The following is a 17,489-nucleotide window of genomic DNA, read 5'->3' as shown; positions in this document are numbered from 1 at the left end:
CTCCGTTCAGGTCCTAGTGTCGGTGAGGTCGCAGTGCTGACCCCTCCAGCGTCCGGCGTCAGGCTTCTGGGACCGGTAGCGTAGCGCCCATGGGGAAATACCTGTCACGGGCCACCGCAGTTGCGCTCGCACGCCTGGCCGAACTGGATGCAGACCCACTGGCGCCGCCACTTGAACTGCTCCGCTGCATCCGAGAGCTCTCGTCTGCCCTCGACGGCGACGCCGCCACGCTGGCATCGGTGCGGGCCTCGCTTGAAGAAGGCGCGAGCTGGGAAAGTGTCGCGGTGGCGGCCGGGTTGAAACCCGCGGCCGCAAAGTGGCGCTGGCAGGGGAGTGACGACGAGATCGCCGCGCGGGCGGAGTCGGGACGTAAGCGCGCTGCTCGGCCCAGCAGCGTTCCAACGGATCTCCCAGGCCATTCCGTCGCCGAAGCAGCCAAAGCACTGGGTGTGACGGCGCAGGCGATCTACCTGCAGGTGAGCCGAGGGAAGCTCGAAAGCCGCACCGTCGAACTGCCCGACGGGCGGCGTTACAAGAGGGTATTCCTACGTGGGGATGACCTCCCGCTTTGACTGCCGCCGTGACTCCCGCCTTGACCCCCGACCGGGACGGCCACCACAATGAGGCGACAGACAACGTATCGACGACGCCCCTGGGCGGATGACGGAGAAACTCATGACCGACCTGCCAAACTCGCCCCAGCCGACTATGCCACTGCAACCGGCTCCGGCTCCGGGGCAATCCCAGCAGGCTGCCGTCGCGGCCACCGCACCGGCCACCGCACCTGACGAGTCACGCGCGAGCGCACCGGCCCTTCGGGTTCCGCTCGTCGTTCTGGTCGGGATCGTCGCCCTGGCACTCGCATTCATCGTCTTGATCTTCGTCAACGCGACCAACGCCAGCATCAACGCGCTGGCGGTCATCGCAACTCCGATCGCTTCGATGGTCGCCGCGTACTACGGCATCACTCTCAGCATCCAGCAGGTCAGGAGTGAGCGCGCTGAGAAGGAGAAGGCGATAGCCAGAGCGGATGCCGCAGACGCGTCCAGCCGTGAGACCGAGGTGTGGGCGGCGCAAATGGAATCCGGACTTCGAGTGGCGATGGTCAAGCTGACTGCGGCCAAGGTGCCGACCGACGAGGTCACCAAGGCCGCTGGAACACCAGACGACTTCTTTTAGACGCAGCGACTTCTCTGAGGTCTCCCGGCCAGCGCAGCGACTTCTCTGACGTCTCCGGCCAGGGCCGCGGTGAGTTTGGTCCTCTGGACGGAACTGTGTCATTCTTTCTGTAAGCTGCTTTACAGAACGAACGGTCAGTAAGTTATTCCGATCTCGAAGGTGATGAAGCCATGGCCGAAGCATTTCTCGTCGATGGTGTTCGCACTCCGATCGGGCGATTCCGGGGTGCCCTTGCCGGGGTGCGTCCGGATGACCTCGCCGCCCTCGTGCTCGAAGCCGTAGTCTCACGATCCGGTGTGGATCCCGCACAGCTCGACGATGTGATCTTCGGAGCGGCGAACCAGGCCGGCGAAGACAATCGCAACGTCGCCCGCATGGCCGGACTCCTTGCCGGCTTCCCCGATTCCGTGCCCGGCATCACTGTCAACCGGCTCTGCGCCTCTGGCCTGTCTGCCGTGCACCTGGCGTCGAGCATGGTGAAGTCGGGAGAGGCCGACCTCGTCATCGCGGGCGGCGTCGAATCGATGACCAGGGCGCCCTGGGTGCTGGCGAAGCCCGAGACGGCCTTCTCGAAACCAGGGGAGATCGCCGACACGTCGATCGGGTGGCGATTCGCGAATCCCCGGTTCGCCGAACGCGACAAGGCCACCCTGTCGATGCCGGAGACGGCGGAAGAGGTCGCCGATCGCGAGGGCATCAGCAGGGAAGACGCCGACGCGTTTGCGCTCCGATCGCACCAGGCCGCCGTCTCAGCTGGAGAGTCGGGAACGTTCGCTCCTGAAATCGTTTCGGTTCCCACGCGCAGCGGCACGGTGTCTGACGACGAGGGTCCCAGGGCGGACACCAGCCTCGATGTGCTCGCCGGGCTACGGTCCGTGGTGCGGCCAGGCGGTGTCGTCACGGCGGGAAACTCGAGTTCTCTGAACGATGGCGCGGCGGCGGTCCTGGTTGCCAGCGAATCTGCCGTCAACCGGCTGGGGCTTCGCCCGCGCGCCAGAATCGTCGGGGGAGCGAGTGCGGGCGTCGCACCAGAGGTGATGGGACTCGGGCCCGTTCCGGCGACCCAGAAGCTTCTGGCACGGCAGGGGCTCGGCATCGACGAAGTGGACGCTGTCGAACTCAATGAAGCCTTCGCCACCCAATCGCTGGCAAGCATCCGTCTTCTCGGTCTCGATCCGGAGATCGTGAACCGTAACGGCGGCACGATCGCACTCGGGCACCCGCTTGGCGCGTCAGGCACTCGTATTCTGATCACCCTGCTCGGCAGAATGGAACGTGAAGACGCCCGACGCGGGCTCGCCACCATGTGCGTCGGCGTCGGTCAGGGCGCCTCCCTGATCGTGGAGCGCGTCTGATGTCGCACGAGTACAGCACCCTCGCCGTCACGAAAGGCACGGACCGGCTGCACGTGCGGCTGAACCGCCCAGACAAGCGCAACGCCATCGACCAGGCAATGGTCGACGAACTTCACCTCGTCTGTGCCGAGCTCGAGGCGACGCCGCGCGTTCTGATCCTCTCTGGCACCGACGGCGTCTTCGCCTCAGGAGCAGATATCGCCGAGCTCGCCACGCGCCGAGCCGATGATGCATTGCGCGGAATCAACTCTGCGCTCTTCGTCAGGATTGCGGCGCTCCCCATGCCCGTCATCGCGGCCATCGACGGCTGGGCACTCGGAGGCGGTGCCGAACTCGCCTATGCAGCCGACTTCCGCATCGCGTCGACGCGTGCCAGGCTCGGCAACCCGGAGACCTCGCTCGGCATCATCCCCGCTGCCGGTGCCCTGTGGCGTCTCGCGCAGTTGGTCGGAGAGCCGGTCGCCAAGGAGATCATCCTGGCAGGACGCGTCCTCACCGCCGAGGAGGCACTGGCGGTTCACCTCGTCACCGCAGTGCACGATCCGGACGCGCTGATGGCTGCCGCCGACGCTCTTGCCGACCGGATCGCCGCGCAGGACCCCCTGGCTACGCGTCTCGCCAAGCAGGTCTTCCACGCACCGGCCGACGCGCACCCGCTGGTCGACAACGAGGCGCAGGCGCAGTTGTTCGAGTCAGAACAGAAATTCGCGCGCATGGCTGCATTCCTGGAACGGAAAAGTCGATGACGGCAGACGCGGGAAACAGCGCGTTTCCACACAGCACACCAGACGGTGCGATTCCACGCAGTGAAATTCCACACAGCGTCGGGGTGATCGGCGGTGGCCGCATGGGGGCGGGAATCGCTCATGCCTTCCTCATGGCCGGCGCAGAGGTCGCCATTGTCGAGCGCGACGACGAAGCCGCCGCTGCCGGCTGGGAGCGCACAATGGCATCCGTCGACAGAACGCTCGAACGCAGCGGCGCTGCTGAGCCGCGGACTCATTACGGTGACCGCCTGACCGTGGCGACGGATGCCGCGGTGTTCTCCGGTTGCGCGCTGGTCGTGGAAGCCGTGCCGGAAGACGCGGAGCTGAAGAGTGCAGCGCTACTCAGGGCCGAAGCGGCCATGGACCCGTCGGGCTGGCTCGCCAGCAACACCTCATCACTGTCGATCACCGAGCTCGCCGTCTTTCTCCAGCGGCCGGAGCGGTTCATCGGCCTACACTTCTTCAACCCCGTGCCGGTGTCTGAGCTGATCGAGATCGTCGTCGGCGAGCAGACGTCGCTCGAATTGGTCGAGCACGCTCGCGCCTGGTCTGCGGCAGTCGGAAAGACGCCGATCGTCGTGCGCGATTCCCCCGGCCTCGCCAGCTCCCGACTGGGTGTCGCGCTTGCCCTCGAGGCGATTCGAATGGTCGAGGCAGGGGTGGCGAGCCCGGCAGACATCGACACGGCAATGGAACTCGGCTACCGGCATCCGGTGGGCCCATTGAGAGTGACCGACATCGTCGGCCTCGATGTGCGGCTGGGGATCGCCGAGCACCTGAGCAAGACCCTCGGAGACCGATTCACCCCGCCCCAGCTGCTTCGCGACCTGGTCGCCCGCGGTGATCTCGGCCGCAAGACCGGCAGGGGCTTCTACGACTGGCCCGGAGTCGCCCAGATGCCGGCGCCGACAAACGAAAGGTAGTTCGAGCATGACACTCCTCGAGCCTCAGATTGTTCCTAGCTTTGTGAACGGCGGATGGTGGTCACCGGCAGGAGAAACCGGCGCACAGGCGGTGATGGATGCCAGCACCGGCGCTCTCGTTGCCACGGTCAGCAGCGAAGGAGTCGACCTCGCCGGGGCCGTCGAGTACGCACGGACGGTCGGACAGGCTTCGCTCGGCCAGCTCACGTTCCACCAGCGTGCACTGCTCCTCAAGCAGCTTGCTCAATACCTGAATGGCGTGAAAGACGAGCTCTACGCTCTCTCCGCGCAGACCGGCGCCACCCGCTTCGATTCGATGATCGATATCGACGGAGGCATCGGAGTGCTGTTCACTTTCTCGTCGAAGGGGCGTCGCGAGATGCCGAACAGCCAGGTGTACGTCGACGGCGGTGTCGAAGCGCTCTCTAAAGACGGGTCGTTCAGCGGCCAGCACATCTACACGCGGATCCCTGGAGTCGCCTGCCAGGTCAACGCCTTCAACTTTCCGGTCTGGGGCATGCTCGAGAAGTTCGCACCAGCATTCATCGCCGGTGTGCCATCCATTGTGAAGCCGGCGACCCCCACCGGATACCTCACGGAAGCCGTCGTTCGGCACATCCTGGACTCGGGCATCCTGCCGGCCGGAACGCTGCAACTGGTCTCCGGCAGCGCACGCGACCTGCTCGACCACCTCGACTATCGCGATCTCGTGGCGTTCACCGGCTCCGCATCGACCGCGATGGCGCTCAAAGCGCACCCGAATGTGGTTGCAGGCGGTGTGCGATTCACCAGCGAGACCGATTCGCTGAATGCCGCCATCCTCGGGCCGGACGCCGAACCCGGCACGCCGGAGTTCGACGCGTACGTCGCATCCGTCGTGACTGAGATGACCGCGAAGACGGGCCAGAAGTGCACCAGCATCCGTCGGCTGATCGTGCCAGCCGGCCTCACGGCCGCTGTTGCAGACGCAGTGTCTGACCGGATCGGTCGGAAGGTCACCGTCGGAGACCCGCGTGCAGAGGGCGTCACCATGGGACCACTGGCCAGCGTCGACCAGCGCAGCGAGGTGCTTGGCAGTTCCCGTCGTCTGATCGATGGCGGCGGACGAGTTCTGGTCGGCTCGCTCGACGCACCGGAGGGGATGAACCCGGACGGCGCATTCGTCTCGCCGTTGCTGCTGGCTTTTGACGACGCCCGGAGCGCGGCCGTGCACGAGATCGAGGCGTTCGGGCCGGTGGCTTCGATCATCGAATACGACGGGCTCGACGATGCCATCGAGCTCGCCGCGCGCGGCGGCGGTTCTCTGGTGGCCACTGTTGCCACCCACGACCCAGAGGTGGCGCGCACGCTGGTGCTCGGCATCGCTGCACACCACGGGCGGGTGCTGGTGCTCGATCGGGACGACGCGCGCTCGAGCACGGGTCACGGCTCACCGGTGCCGCACCTCGTGCACGGAGGACCGGGGCGGGCCGGTGGCAGCGAAGAGCTCGGAGGCATCCGTGCGGTGCTTCACCACATGCAACGCACTGCGATCCAGGGCTCGCCCGCGATGCTGACGGCCGTCACCGGTGACTGGAGGGCCGGTGCTCCGGTTCGTTCCGATGTGCATCCATTCCGTAAATCCCTGGCCGAACTCCGGATCGGTGACCAGGTCGAGGCAGGTCCGCGAGTGGTCACGGCAGAGGACATCGCCGCGTTCGCGGAGTCGACCGGTGACAGGTTCTACGCCCACACCGACCAGGAAGCCGCGGAAGCGAACCCGTTCTTCCCGGGCATCGTCGCGCACGGCTACCTGCTGGTGTCGTGGGCGGCTGGACTCTTCGTCGACCCGGCGCCCGGACCTGTCCTGGCGAACACCGGACTTGAGAACCTGCGGTTCGTGACGCCGGTGTCTGCCGGCGACGGCATCCGGGTCACGCTGACGGCCAAGCGGATCACGCCGCGGGAGACCGAGGATTACGGTGAGGTGCGCTGGGACGCCGTGCTCCACAATCAGAACGACGAACTGGTCGCCGCGTACGACGTGCTGACCCTGGTCGCCAAGCGCCAGCCCGCGTGAGAGTGACCTTTCCGGCCCCGAGTGCCCGGCGCAACGGACGCACTCGACCGGAAAGGTACCAATACCGATACGGGTCAGGGGGCGCGGATGCCGTCGAACGCGACCGCGAGCACGTCCTGGGCAAGCAGCGCCGGCGTCATCGGCCCACCCGGCCGGTACCACTCGACGATCGAGTTGATCATTCCGAACAGCAGCCGGGTCGTCGTCCTGGCATCAACGTCGGTGCGCACCGTGCCGTCGGCCCGAGCGGCCTCGACCAGTGCTGCCATAGCAGCGTTGAAGCGACGCCGGCGGTCGAGAGCGTCCCTTTCGACCTCGGTGTTGCCACGGAGCCGGAGCAGTAAGGTCACATAGGGCAGGCGTTCGCAGAGCACTCGCACGGCTTCCGCGACCACAAACCTGAGCCGCACGTCGGCCGGTCCTGCCGTTGCCCTGGCGTCTTCAAGAATTGCTTCGAGCCCGCCCAGGGCGTAATCCAGCGCTCGGCGCAGCACGTCTTCCTTGCCGGGGAAGTGATGATAGATGGCGGACTTGCTGGTGCCGAGGCGCTCAGCAAGCACACCCATCGAGGTGGCTTCGTAGCCGAACTCGTTGAAGACACCGACAGCGATCGTCAGCACGCTGTGCTGGTCATGGCCCGGCCGACCGGCCTTCGCCGGCGTGCGAACATCAGCCGCGCTCTCTGTGGAGCTCATGCGCCCTCCTTCTCACCGATCGGCTTGACCGGCCACGGTCTCAATGTTAGCCTGAACGAACGTTCAGTAAGTAATAGGCCACTCGGTTCGTCAACGAGGAAAGATCCCGAGGAGAAACCTCTATGAGTCTCGCAGAAGGCACGGCACCGGGTCGTATGGATCGCGGCGCAGCCGGGGGCGACGACGCCGAGATGGCCCGGTTCGACGAGATCATGGCGGCCGATGGCCGGATCGAACCGACCGACTGGATGCCGGACGCCTACCGGCGCGCGCTGGTGAGGCAGATTTCCCAGCATGCCCACTCCGAGATCATCGGCATGCAGCCGGAGGGCAACTGGATCGGCCGCGCGCCGAGCCTCAAGCGCAAGGCGATCCTGATGGCCAAGGTGCAGGACGAGGCCGGCCACGGGCTGTATCTCTACTCGGCAGCCCAGACGCTGGGCACCGACCGCGACACGATGTTCGAGCAGCTGATCACCGGCAAGGCGAGGTATTCCTCCATCTTCAACTACTTCACGCCCACCTGGGCAGACATGGGCTCGATCGGCTGGCTGGTCGACGGTGCGGCGATCTGCAACCAGGTTCCGCTCTGCCGGGCATCGTACGGGCCGTATGGGCGCGCGATGGTGCGTATCTGCAAGGAAGAGTCCTTCCACCAGCGCCAGGGCTTCGAGATCCTGCTCGCCCTGATGCGCGGCACTGACGCCCAGAGAGAGATGGCACAGGAATCGGTGAACCGTTGGTACGGGCCCGCCCTGATGATGTTCGGTCCGCCGGACGCCGACTCTCCCAACTCGCAGCAGAGTATGGCCTGGAACATCAAGCGCTTCAGCAATGATGAGCTTCGGCAGCGATTCGTCGACATGCTGGTTCCGCAGGCCGAGGTGCTCGGAATCACCCTTCCCGATCCGGCTATCGCTTGGAACGAGGAGCGCCAGAGCTACGATCTCGGCGACCTCGACTGGACGGAGTTCCACGAGGTGCTTGCCGGCAGAGGTCAAGCGAACGCCGAGCGGATCGAACGTCGTCGCGAAGCCCACGAAGGCGGCGAATGGGTGCGCGAGGCCGCCCGCGCGTATGCGCGCAAACAAGCCGAAGCAGCCGACGCTGCCGAAGCGCAGGTGGCATGATGGCGAGTCCTGGGGAGTCAGGAGGTCGCGAGCAGTGGCCGCTCTGGGAGGTCTTCATCCGCTCAGCGCGTGGCCTCTCGCACGTGCACGCCGGCTCGCTCCACGCGCCAGACGCCGTGATGGCCGTACGCAATGCGCGTGATGTGTATACCAGGCGAAACGAGGGAGTCTCGGTGTGGGTCGTGCCCGCCGCCGCCATCACGGCGTCAGATCCGGATGCCCGTGGGGCATTTTTCGAGTCACCCCAGGGCAAGGATTACCGTCATGCGACGTATTACAGCGAGGCCGATGCGGTGAGGCACCTGTGACACCAACACCCGCGACACGAACACCGGTGATGGCAGGAGGTATGCGATGAGCCAGAAGATCACGATGGGCGCTGCTCTGACCCCTGAGAAGATCGCGGAGCAGCTGGCCGACGGGGGTGCCGTCGCTCCGGCATCCGTCGCGGAGTACGCTCTTCGGCTCGGCGACGACGCTCTCATCCTGTCGCAGCGGCTCGGCTGGTGGATCGCGCGGGCGCCGGAGATCGAAGAAGACATCGCGCTCGGAAACATCGCGCTTGACCTGATCGGTCACGCGCGCTCGTTCCTCACCTACGCCGGATCCGCCTGGGGCAAGTCAGAAGACGACCTCGCATACTTCCGGGACGAACCCGATTGGCGCTGCGCCCAGATTTTTGAGCTGGCGAACGGCGACTTTGCCCACACCATCGTGCGGCAGTTCGCCGTGTCGTTCTTCCAGTTCGAGCTGTACTCCAGGCTTGTCGATTCCTCAGACCCTGTGCTCGCGGCGATCGCCGCCAAGGCCGTCAAAGAAGTCGACTATCACCGCGATCACAGCGCCCAATGGATGCTGCGGCTCGGCCAGGGTACGGAGGAATCGCGCCGTCGTGTGCAGGTCGCGCTCACTGACGTGTGGCCGTACGTCGACGAACTGTTCCGCGACGACGGGCTCATCGACGATGTGCTGATCGACGACCTTGACGGCGTCGCCGTTCGTCCTACCACGCTGCGGGAGCCTTTCGACGAATTGGTCGGCCGCGTGCTCGGCCAGGCCGACCTCGAGGTTCCGACCGGAGCGGTGGCGCGAGGCGGAGGTCGCGACGGCGTGCACACCGGCGGCTTCGGTGTGCTGCTCGCCGAGATGCAGGTGCTGGCGCGCCAGTACCCTGGAGCGACCTGGTGATCGCCGTGGCCAACCCCGTCGAATTCAGCGCAGAGTCCGTCGCCCGTCCGCGTCCGGCCGATGAGGCATCGCGTGCCGCCTGGGATCTCGCCGCCACCGTCGTGGACCCTGAGGTGCCCGTTCTCACCATCGCGGATCTCGGGGTGCTGCGTTCGGCATCCGTCTCCGGAGATCGCGCAGTGATCGAGATCACCCCCACCTACTCCGGATGCCCGGCCATCGACGCCATCCGCGACGACATCGTGACGGTGCTCGAGGGCGCCGGTTACGCCGAGGTCACCGTGCGCTCGGTGCTCAGCCCGGCCTGGACGACCGACTGGATGAGCGCAGAAGGCAAACAGAAACTTGCTGAGTACGGCATCGCTCCGCCCACGGGAACGCGGCCGGTCGGCCCGGTGTCTCTGGGCTCTGTGTCACTCGGCATGGGAATCCGTTGCCCGCAGTGCGGTTCGCTGCACACCAGGCAGCTCAGCCGGTTCGGCTCCACCTCCTGCAAGGCGCTCTACGTCTGCCAGCGTTGCCAGGAGCCCTTCGACTACTTCAAGGACCACTGATGGCGCCCGTCGTCGATGCCGGCCCCGACGTGCCTGCCGATTCAGCGACTGCCATCCCCACGCGGCGACGTGCACGGTTTCACCGCCTGGTCGTTCGGCAGGTGCGCCGTCTCACCGAAGACTCCATCGAGGTGACCTTCGAGGTTCCAATCGAGCTGGCCGACGACTACGGCTACGACCCAGGCCAGTACGTCGCGATCCGTGCCACGGTCGACGGCACAGAGCTGCGCCGTAGCTACTCCATCTGCTCGGCGCCGGTTCCAGGCGAGATCCGCGTGGCGATCAAGCGTGACCTCGGTGGCCGGTTCTCGAGCTGGGCGATGGAGAACCTCGCGGCCGGTGCCGAGCTCGATGTGATGAGTCCTGAGGGAAATTTCACGACAGACATCAGTGCGGATGTTGCCAGGCACTATGCGGCCATCGCCGCCGGCTCCGGGGTCACTCCCGTCGTGGCTCTCGCCCACAGTGTGCTCGAAAAGTCCCCGCATTCGCAGTTCACCGTGGTGTACTCGAATCGCACTGCCCTCGACACCATGTTCCTCGAAGAACTGGCCGACCTGAAAGACAAGTTTCCGGCCCGGCTGGCGCTGCACCACGTATTGACCAGGGAGACGCGAAGTTCCCCGTTGCTCTCCGGTCGCATCGATCACGAGAAGCTCCAGTCGATCCTGTCTCTGCTGGTGATGCCCGAGACCGTGGACGAATGGTTCATCTGCGGCCCGTTCGAGCTGGTCCAACTCTGCCGCGACACGCTCGCAGAAGCCGGAGTGGCGGCCGGCGACATCCGTTACGAGCTGTTCACAACGGGTGAACCCACCAGACCGGAAGGTTCTCATGGTCGGCCGGTCGCCGTCGCCCCCGGCGGAGCCGTGCACTCGATCACGTTCACGCTCGACGGGCGTGCGTCAACCGTGACAACGCCGGTTCATGGCAGGGAGAGCGTGCTGAACGCTGCCCTGCGGGTGCGTCCTGACGTTCCGTTCGCGTGCGCGGGTGGTGTCTGTGGCACCTGCCGGGCGAAACTGGTCACCGGCACCGTCGAAATGGAAGAGAACTTCGCGCTCGAGCCCGAAGAACTCGAGCGCGGCTACGTGCTGACCTGCCAGTCCATGCCGACCAGCGACGCCGTCAGCGTCGACTACGACGTCTGATCGGAGAATCCATGATCGACCTGACCATCGAGAACAACATCGCCGAGGTGGTGCTGAACGCGCCTGAGCGGCTCAACTCGCTGGATGCCGCCTCCCTCGGCGAGCTCGGTGTTGCCTACGACGCCGCAGCAGCTGCCGGTGTGCGGGCGTTGCTGCTGCGGGGCGAGGGGAGGGCGTTCTGTGCCGGGCGCGACATCACCGGGGTGGAGCCAGAGCGCGATGACGCGTTCGGCTTCATGACGGATGTGCTCACGCCGGTACTGAAAAAGATGAGCGACTTTCCTGCGCCGACGTTCGCCGCCGCCCACGGTGCTTGTCTCGGCATCGGCCTTGGCCTGCTGATTGCGACAGACGTCGTGTACGTCGGCACTGGTGCGAAGATCGGTTCGCCGTTCGCGAAGCTCGGAGCGATCCTCGACTCCGGGGGGCACGCGTTGTTCACGGAGCGTCTCGGTGCGCACCGCACCCTCGACCTCATCTACACGGCCGAGCTGATGAGCGGCTCGGATGCTGTGGCATCCGGTCTGTTCAGTCGTGCGGTACCCGACGACGAGGTGCTGGCATTCACCAGGGAGAAGGTCGCCGCTGTCGCAGACGGCCCGACCGAGGCGTTCCTGGCGAGCAAGTCGCTGGTGGCATCGATCCGAGACGAAAGGATCGGCCTGTGGGAGTCGATCGCGGGGGAGAACCGCGCCCAGGGCGACCTGGCCGCCACTCCAGATTTCGCCGAGGGATTCCGTGCGTTCCAGCAGAAGCGGTCCCCGCAGTTTCGCGGTCGCTCCTGACGCCGCTGTCCGCTGTCGCTTGACTGCTGACGCGGCGGACCGGCCGCCGTGGTCCGTCGAGCGACGGGCGGTCAGAGCTCGGCGAGCAGCGACACCGGTGACTCGATTGAGCGGGCGATGTGGGTCAGGAATCCGGCAGCAGTGCCCCCGTCGCAGACTCGATGATCGAACACCATTGACAGTTCGACCACGGTGCGCACGGCGAGCTGGTGGTCGACGACCCAGGGGCGTTCGATCATGCGTCCGATCCCGAGGATCGCGGCCTCCGGATGGTTAATGATCGCCGCCGAACCGTCGACACCCAGGGCCCCGAAGTTATTCAGCGTGAAGGTGCCGCCGGCCAGCGCGCTGGGCGGAAAGGTGCCGTCGGCCGACTGCGTGACGATTTCGGCGATCGCATTGCGCAACTGGCGCGTCGTCATGGCGTGGGCATTGTGGACAACGGGCACCATGAGTCCACGTGACGTCTGCGCGGCGAGGCCGAGGTTCACGGCTCCGTGCTGAAGGATCTCTTGGCTGGCGGTGTCCACCGAGGAGTTGAGCACCGGGTATTCGCGGAGGCCCGCAATGACAAAGCGGGCGATGAGCGCTGTCACGCTGAAACGTCCGCCGGTGGCGGCGAGGAGCTGGTCCCGGGCGGAGAACAGCTCTGTCGCGTCGACGTCCATCCAAATCGTCGCCTCTGGGATCTCTTTGCGGGAGAGCGTCAGCCGCTGCGAGACCGCTTTGCGAAGCCCCGTGATCGGGATGCGCGTGTCTGTCACCGGTTGTGCGCTGGTGGGGGCTGGGGCGCCTGGCGGAGGCGTCTCGGGAGTGGCGTTCGCAACAGTTTCCACATGCTCCTGCTTGCGAATGAACGATTCGACGTCGCGGCGCAGCACCAGCGAGTCGCGACCTGATCCGGCTAACTGGGTGGCGTCAAAACCGTTCTCCCTGGCCAGTCTCCGCACGAGCGGAGACACCACGGGGGAGCGGCGGGCCGGATCAAGAACGGTGACGACGGATGCCGCCGGCGCAGCGGGCGCCCTCTTGCCGAATCTCCCCGACATCGCGCGTCGCGCTCGAGGCGTAGCGTCGCGGGTGCCGTAACCCACGAGCACAGCGCCCGACGTGCTGCCTGCCGACGACTCGGCAACCGCCGGTTCCGCAGCGGGCGGGGGCGCGTCATCCGTCGTCGTCTTTTCGTATGCCACGTCGGCTACCGTCGCGGTGTCACCGGGACCGCTCTCGCCGCCGGCGGTGTCGTTCACCCGAAGCAGCACGGTACCGGCGTGCACGGTCTGCCCGACATCGCCGAACAGTTTCTCGACCACACCACCGTACGGTGAAGGCAACTCGACGACGGACTTTGCCGACTCGACCTCGACGACCGGCTGGTCGATCGTGATCGTGTCGCCTGGGGAGACCAGCCAGGAGACGATCTCGGCCTCGGTGAGGCCCTCGCCGAGGTCTGGCAGGATGAAGTCGCTCATGACCACTCCCACTTCTCGATGGCGGACAGGACGCGGTCCGGCGTCGGCAGGAAGAATTCCTCGAGCTTCGGCGACGGATACGGGATGTCGAAACCGGTGATTCGCAGGATCGGCGCGGCCAGGTGAAAGAAGCTCCGCTCGGTCAGCCGCGCGGCGACCTCTGCACCGTAACCGCCGAACTGGGCGGCTTCATGGATCACCGCGGCGCGCGAGGTCTTGCGCACCGAGGCGCTGACGGTCTCATCGTCGAATGGGGAGAGACTGCGCAAGTCGATGACCTCGATCGACAGCCCCTCGTCTGCGGCCTGCTCTGCGGTGGCCAGCGCGGTCTTCACTGTGGGTCCGTAGGAAATCAGGGTGACGTCTGTGCCTTCGCGGAGGACCTCTGCCCTGGTCATCGGCGTGGTGTGAATTGGAAGCGAAACCTCCGCCTTCGACCAATAGCGACTCTTGGGCTCCATGAAGATCACCGGGTCGTCGCTCGCGATAGCCTCGCGCAGCATGGAGTAGGCATCGGCGGGGTTGGACGGCGTGACGACAGTCAGCCCCGGCGTCGACGTCCAGTACGCTTCGGACGAGTCTGAGTGGTGCTCGACGCCGCCGATGTCGCCGGCATACGGGATGCGGATCACGATGGGGAGCGTGATCCTACCTTTGGTGCGGTTGCGCATCTTCGCGACGTGCGAAACGATCTGCTGGAAGGCTGGGTAACTGAAAGCGTCGAACTGCATTTCGACGACGGGCCGCAATCCGTAGATCGCCATGCCGATGGCGGTGCCGACGATGCCGGACTCTGCCAGCGGTGAGTCGCTGACCCGGGTCTCGCCGAACTCCGAATACAGGCCGTCTGTGACCCGGAAGACGCCGCCGAGCGGGCCGATGTCCTCGCCGAACAACACCACGGTCGGGTCGTCGGTCATCGCGTCCCTGATGGCGGCGTTCAGTGCGGCGGCCATGGTGACGGATGCCGGCGCGCGCGTCGCTGGGGCGGCATCCGTCTGCGATATTGGCGGCGTAGGTGCTGGTGGCACTGGTGACGGCGTGGTTGGTGTCGGCGGTGTTGGTGTCGGCAGTGCTGTGCCCGGAACCGAATCGAGGTGATTGGCGGTCATGAGTGGGCTCCCGTCTGGGCCGGTGCCTGGGCCTGGGCCGCCGCCGGGGTTGCTGAGGCAGACAGCGCCGCCTCAGACAGCTCCGCGTCGGCGTGCGCGGTGAGTTCGTCGGCGAGGGCCTGGCGTTGCTCGGCCAGCGCCGGCCTTGGCGTCGCGTAGAGATGGTCGAACAACTCGAGCGGATCGATCTCGGCTTCCCTGGTCATGCACTCACGCGTGGCGGCGGCGAGCTTCTCTGCGGCCGCGTCGATGTCGCTCCGCTCAGAATCCGAGAGCGCACCCTCTGAAAGGAGATATTTCTCGAGGCGAGCGATCGGGTCGCGACCCTTCCACTCCTCGACCTCGCTCGACGCACGGTACCTCGTCGGATCGTCGGAGTTCGTGTGCGCCTCGATGCGGTAGGTCAGTCCTTCGATGAGGGTTGGCCCAGCACCGGAGCGTGCGTTCTGCACCGCGTGCGTGACGATGGCGTACATGGCAGCCACGTCGTTGCCGTCCACGAAATACCCTGGCATGCCGTAGCCGACGGCCTTGTCGGCGATCATTTGGCAGTGCATCTGCTTGTCCAGCGGAACGCTGATGGCAAACTGGTTGTTCTGCACCACAAACACCACCGGGGCTTGCCAGACGGCGGCGAAATTGAATGCTTCGTGTGCGTCGCCTTCGCTGGTTGCACCGTCGCCGAGGAAGGTCAGCGCGACCGTCTTGTCGCGTTTGAGCTTGGATGCCGTGGCCAGGCCGACTGCGTGCAGTGCCTGGGTCGCGAGAGGAGTCGCCTGCGGCGCGATCCGGTGCTCGTAATTGTCGTAGCCGCTGTGCCAGTCGCCGCGGAACGACGCGAGGATGTGCTCTGGCGCGACCCCGCGGGTCAGCAGCGCAATACTGTCGCGGTAGGTGGGAAACAGCCAGTCATCTGCATCAAGCGCAGCCACCGCGGCGATTTCACACGCCTCCTGGCCGAGCGCAGACGGATAAGTGGCGAGCCGACCCTGCCTGGTCAGCGCGGTCACCTGCAGGTCGAACCGCCTGGCGATCACCATCTTGCGGTAGAGCCCGAGCAAAATCTCCGTGCTCGGAAGCGGAAATCCGGCACTTGCTTCGGCGTCGGTCCTGAGCCCGTTCTCGTCGATCAGTCGAAGGGGTTGAGAAGGCGGGAGGGTACGCAACGACGCGCTCAGGGCGGTGAGGTCCATGACGTAATCGTGCGCCATCCGGGGAGGGCATTCCAGCCGTTTTGGCAAGGTCGGTACGATTGGCCGCCCCCGGGCAAAGGCCGGAACGAACGGTCACCGAAACCTGCGAATCAGCGCCAGATGTCCGGAGCAGTGCTGGGTGACTGGCCCTCGAGCTCTTCGAGGATCAGATGCGATCTGGTTGACACGACCCCTGGCATGCTGTGGATGTCGCGGAGGATCGCCTGGCTCAACTGCTCGTGGTCGGGAGCGCTCACGGTAAGGATGATGTCGATGTCTCCACTGACGGCCTGGGCCTTCTCGACGAAGGGCAATGCAGCCAGTTGTGAGGCGATATCGCCCCACGACACATCGGCGATCGTCACGATGACCAGGGCGGAGACGTGCAGGCCGAGCGACGACCGGTCGATTGATGCTCCGAATCCCGTGATGACTCCGCTCTTCACCAGCTGGGTCACCCTGGTATGGGCAGAGGTGCGTGAGATGTGCACGCGCTCAGCGATCTGGCGCATCGACAGCCGGCCGTCCCGGCCCAGCTCAACCACGATCTGGCGGTCGATGTCATCGAGGCCGATACCGGCGCCGCGGGAGGGGTTTTGCGTCATGGAATCCTCAGGTGATCCGGGGATTCCAGAGTACTCGACTCGCTTCGGTCCTGACCCCATTTTCGCTGGTTGAGGAGGCCCGCCAGGGCCGCCTACTAGGTCAATGTCGTTGATTATTCGGACGCGCGGAACAGGTTTCGAGGCGTGCGGAACTCCGGCGTGTGGCCACCTCCCGCGAGATTGCGCGCGGTCTCCGACTCGAGCGCGCTCATCAGGGCGGCGGCGGAGCCTCCGCGTGCAAGCGGCGCTCCCTGCCCAGCCCAGAGCGACATGAGGCCCGCGTTTCCCTGTTGGGCGGCAGCGGGCTTGAATCGCCCGGCAATCCAGTTCTGCGCCGGGAACGGTGCGAGGTCGTCCGCGCTGGGGAGGAGCTCGGCGTACAGTCGGTTCGGGATGCCGCGCGCGAGTCGTCCGCTGTATATGCGTGTGAGGATCGTGCGGCGGGCGTCATCGCTGCTGATCATCGCCTTGTGCACGTCGCTCGCGGCGGATTCCTCCGTCGCGAGGAAGGCAGTTCCGAGCAGCGCTGCGTCTGCGCCGAGAGTGAGCGCAGCGGCGATTCCCCTGCCGTCAGCGATCCCTCCCGCAGCGATGACCGGAACCGATACGGCATCAACGACCTGGGGAAGGAGGGCGAACAGCCCCGTCAACGATTCCTCCGCGTGGCGAAGGAATGACGGGCGATGGCCGCCCGCCTCAAAACCCGTGGCCACAATCGCATCGACCCCACCGTCATCCAGTGCGAGGGCCTCGTCGACGGTCGTCGCAGAACCAACCGTCAGAATGCCGGCTCTGCGACAGCGATCGACGACCTCGGCCGATGGCACTCCGTAGACGAAACTCGCCACAGCAGGCCGCGCTTCGAGCAGCGACTCGAACTGCTCATCGAACGCTGGGAGAAACTGAGACGGCAACTCAGGGAGCGGTACGCCGAGTTCGGTGAAGTACGGCTTCAACGGCGCCAGCCACGCCTCGAATTCGTCGTCGGTGGGGTGGAGCTCGCTCGCGCCCTCATGGTCGAGCCAGATGTTGAGGTTGAACGGCGCGGCCGTCAGAGACCGCAGCTGGTCCACCGTCTGGCGGATGCGTTCGGCGCTGTAGCCATAAAGCCCGAATGAACCGAGACCTCCGGCATTGCTCACAGCCGCTGTCAGCGTCACAGAGGACAGCCCGCCGAACGGACCAAGCACTATTGGAACGTCCAATCCCAGTAGTTCTGTGAGCCGCGTCTTCTTCCAGCCTCTGTTGGCACCGCGCACAGTCACATCGTTTTCGGGCACAGTCACATCGTTCCTTTCGGGCGCTGGGGCTTACGCCTCCT

At 65.8% G+C, this 17,489-nt stretch carries 18 protein-coding genes; 12 read left to right on the top strand and 6 right to left on the bottom strand.

Annotation, left to right across the window (positions count from 1 at the left end; genetic code table 11):
• Window positions 1-89: 89 nt before the first annotated feature.
• The 6 genes from K323_RS0110370 (at window position 90) to paaZ (ending at window position 6,283) form a co-directional block, all read left to right on the top strand.
• Complete coding sequence (locus K323_RS0110370; RefSeq protein ID WP_022885218.1) at window positions 90-572, top strand: hypothetical protein; 483 nt, start codon at window positions 90-92, stop codon at window positions 570-572.
• Window positions 573-675: 103 nt separating this feature from the next.
• A complete protein-coding gene (locus K323_RS0110365) occupies window positions 676-1,179 on the top strand; it encodes a hypothetical protein (RefSeq protein WP_157509404.1) in 504 nt (167 codons plus the stop codon).
• A gap of 170 nt (window positions 1,180-1,349) precedes the next feature.
• The gene (locus K323_RS0110360; protein ID WP_022885216.1) at window positions 1,350-2,534 is read left to right on the top strand and encodes an acetyl-CoA C-acyltransferase; all 1,185 of its coding nucleotides are present in this window, start codon (window positions 1,350-1,352) and stop codon (window positions 2,532-2,534) included.
• Complete coding sequence (locus K323_RS0110355) at window positions 2,534-3,280, top strand: enoyl-CoA hydratase/isomerase family protein (protein WP_022885215.1); 747 nt, start codon at window positions 2,534-2,536, stop codon at window positions 3,278-3,280. The genes K323_RS0110360 and K323_RS0110355 overlap by 1 nt, the downstream gene beginning before the upstream one ends.
• Window positions 3,277-4,224 (top strand): 3-hydroxyacyl-CoA dehydrogenase family protein, encoded by a 948-nt coding sequence (locus K323_RS25360; protein WP_022885214.1) that lies wholly within the window; start codon window positions 3,277-3,279, stop codon window positions 4,222-4,224. The genes K323_RS0110355 and K323_RS25360 overlap by 4 nt, the downstream gene beginning before the upstream one ends.
• A gap of 7 nt (window positions 4,225-4,231) precedes the next feature.
• The gene (paaZ, locus tag K323_RS0110345) at window positions 4,232-6,283 is read left to right on the top strand and encodes a phenylacetic acid degradation bifunctional protein PaaZ (RefSeq protein WP_022885213.1); all 2,052 of its coding nucleotides are present in this window, start codon (window positions 4,232-4,234) and stop codon (window positions 6,281-6,283) included.
• Between the two features lie 74 nt (window positions 6,284-6,357).
• Here paaZ and K323_RS0110340 read toward each other — a convergent pair whose 3' ends face one another.
• Window positions 6,358-6,978 carry a TetR/AcrR family transcriptional regulator gene (locus K323_RS0110340; RefSeq protein ID WP_022885212.1) on the bottom strand — a complete coding sequence of 207 codons (621 nt, stop codon included), beginning with the start codon at window positions 6,976-6,978 and terminating at the stop codon, window positions 6,358-6,360.
• Between the two features lie 155 nt (window positions 6,979-7,133).
• On the opposite strand from K323_RS0110340, the gene paaA reads away from it, so the two are divergent.
• The 6 genes from paaA to K323_RS0110310 are packed head-to-tail and all read left to right on the top strand — an operon-like array spanning window position 7,134 to window position 11,786.
• Window positions 7,134-8,108 (top strand): 1,2-phenylacetyl-CoA epoxidase subunit PaaA, encoded by a 975-nt coding sequence (paaA, locus tag K323_RS0110335; RefSeq protein ID WP_022885211.1) that lies wholly within the window; start codon window positions 7,134-7,136, stop codon window positions 8,106-8,108.
• A complete protein-coding gene (paaB, locus tag K323_RS25355; protein WP_033372788.1) occupies window positions 8,030-8,416 on the top strand; it encodes a 1,2-phenylacetyl-CoA epoxidase subunit PaaB in 387 nt (128 codons plus the stop codon). The genes paaA and paaB overlap by 79 nt, the downstream gene beginning before the upstream one ends.
• Window positions 8,417-8,462: 46 nt before the next feature.
• Window positions 8,463-9,296 carry a 1,2-phenylacetyl-CoA epoxidase subunit PaaC gene (paaC, locus tag K323_RS0110325; RefSeq protein WP_022885209.1) on the top strand — a complete coding sequence of 278 codons (834 nt, stop codon included), beginning with the start codon at window positions 8,463-8,465 and terminating at the stop codon, window positions 9,294-9,296.
• The gene (gene paaD, locus K323_RS0110320; protein ID WP_022885208.1) at window positions 9,293-9,850 is read left to right on the top strand and encodes a 1,2-phenylacetyl-CoA epoxidase subunit PaaD; all 558 of its coding nucleotides are present in this window, start codon (window positions 9,293-9,295) and stop codon (window positions 9,848-9,850) included. Before paaC ends, paaD begins: the two co-directional genes overlap by 4 nt.
• Window positions 9,850-11,001 (top strand): 1,2-phenylacetyl-CoA epoxidase subunit PaaE, encoded by a 1,152-nt coding sequence (gene paaE / locus K323_RS0110315; RefSeq protein WP_022885207.1) that lies wholly within the window; start codon window positions 9,850-9,852, stop codon window positions 10,999-11,001. The genes paaD and paaE overlap by 1 nt, the downstream gene beginning before the upstream one ends.
• Window positions 11,002-11,012: 11 nt before the next feature.
• A complete protein-coding gene (locus tag K323_RS0110310; protein WP_022885206.1) occupies window positions 11,013-11,786 on the top strand; it encodes an enoyl-CoA hydratase/isomerase family protein in 774 nt (257 codons plus the stop codon).
• 71 nt (window positions 11,787-11,857) lie between these two features.
• On the opposite strand, the gene K323_RS0110305 is transcribed toward K323_RS0110310, so the two are convergent.
• From K323_RS0110305 to K323_RS25340, 5 genes are all read right to left on the bottom strand, one after another.
• Window positions 11,858-13,258 (bottom strand): dihydrolipoamide acetyltransferase family protein, encoded by a 1,401-nt coding sequence (locus K323_RS0110305; protein ID WP_022885205.1) that lies wholly within the window; start codon window positions 13,256-13,258, stop codon window positions 11,858-11,860.
• Window positions 13,255-14,370, bottom strand: coding sequence for an alpha-ketoacid dehydrogenase subunit beta (locus K323_RS0110300; RefSeq protein ID WP_084697165.1), 1,116 nt, complete (start codon window positions 14,368-14,370; stop codon window positions 13,255-13,257). Before K323_RS0110300 ends, K323_RS0110305 begins: the two co-directional genes overlap by 4 nt.
• Window positions 14,367-15,563 (bottom strand): pyruvate dehydrogenase (acetyl-transferring) E1 component subunit alpha, encoded by a 1,197-nt coding sequence (gene pdhA / locus K323_RS25350; protein ID WP_084697184.1) that lies wholly within the window; start codon window positions 15,561-15,563, stop codon window positions 14,367-14,369. Before pdhA ends, K323_RS0110300 begins: the two co-directional genes overlap by 4 nt.
• 110 nt (window positions 15,564-15,673) lie before the next feature.
• Complete coding sequence (locus K323_RS25345; RefSeq protein ID WP_022885201.1) at window positions 15,674-16,168, bottom strand: Lrp/AsnC family transcriptional regulator; 495 nt, start codon at window positions 16,166-16,168, stop codon at window positions 15,674-15,676.
• Window positions 16,169-16,281: 113 nt separating this feature from the next.
• Window positions 16,282-17,454 (bottom strand): nitronate monooxygenase, encoded by a 1,173-nt coding sequence (locus K323_RS25340; RefSeq protein ID WP_022885200.1) that lies wholly within the window; start codon window positions 17,452-17,454, stop codon window positions 16,282-16,284.
• Window positions 17,455-17,489 lie beyond the last annotated feature (35 nt).

Source organism: Glaciibacter superstes DSM 21135 (assembly GCF_000421145.1).
Classification (GTDB): domain Bacteria; phylum Actinomycetota; class Actinomycetes; order Actinomycetales; family Microbacteriaceae; genus Cryobacterium; species Cryobacterium superstes.
This window is presented reverse-complemented; position numbering and strand designations above follow the sequence as displayed.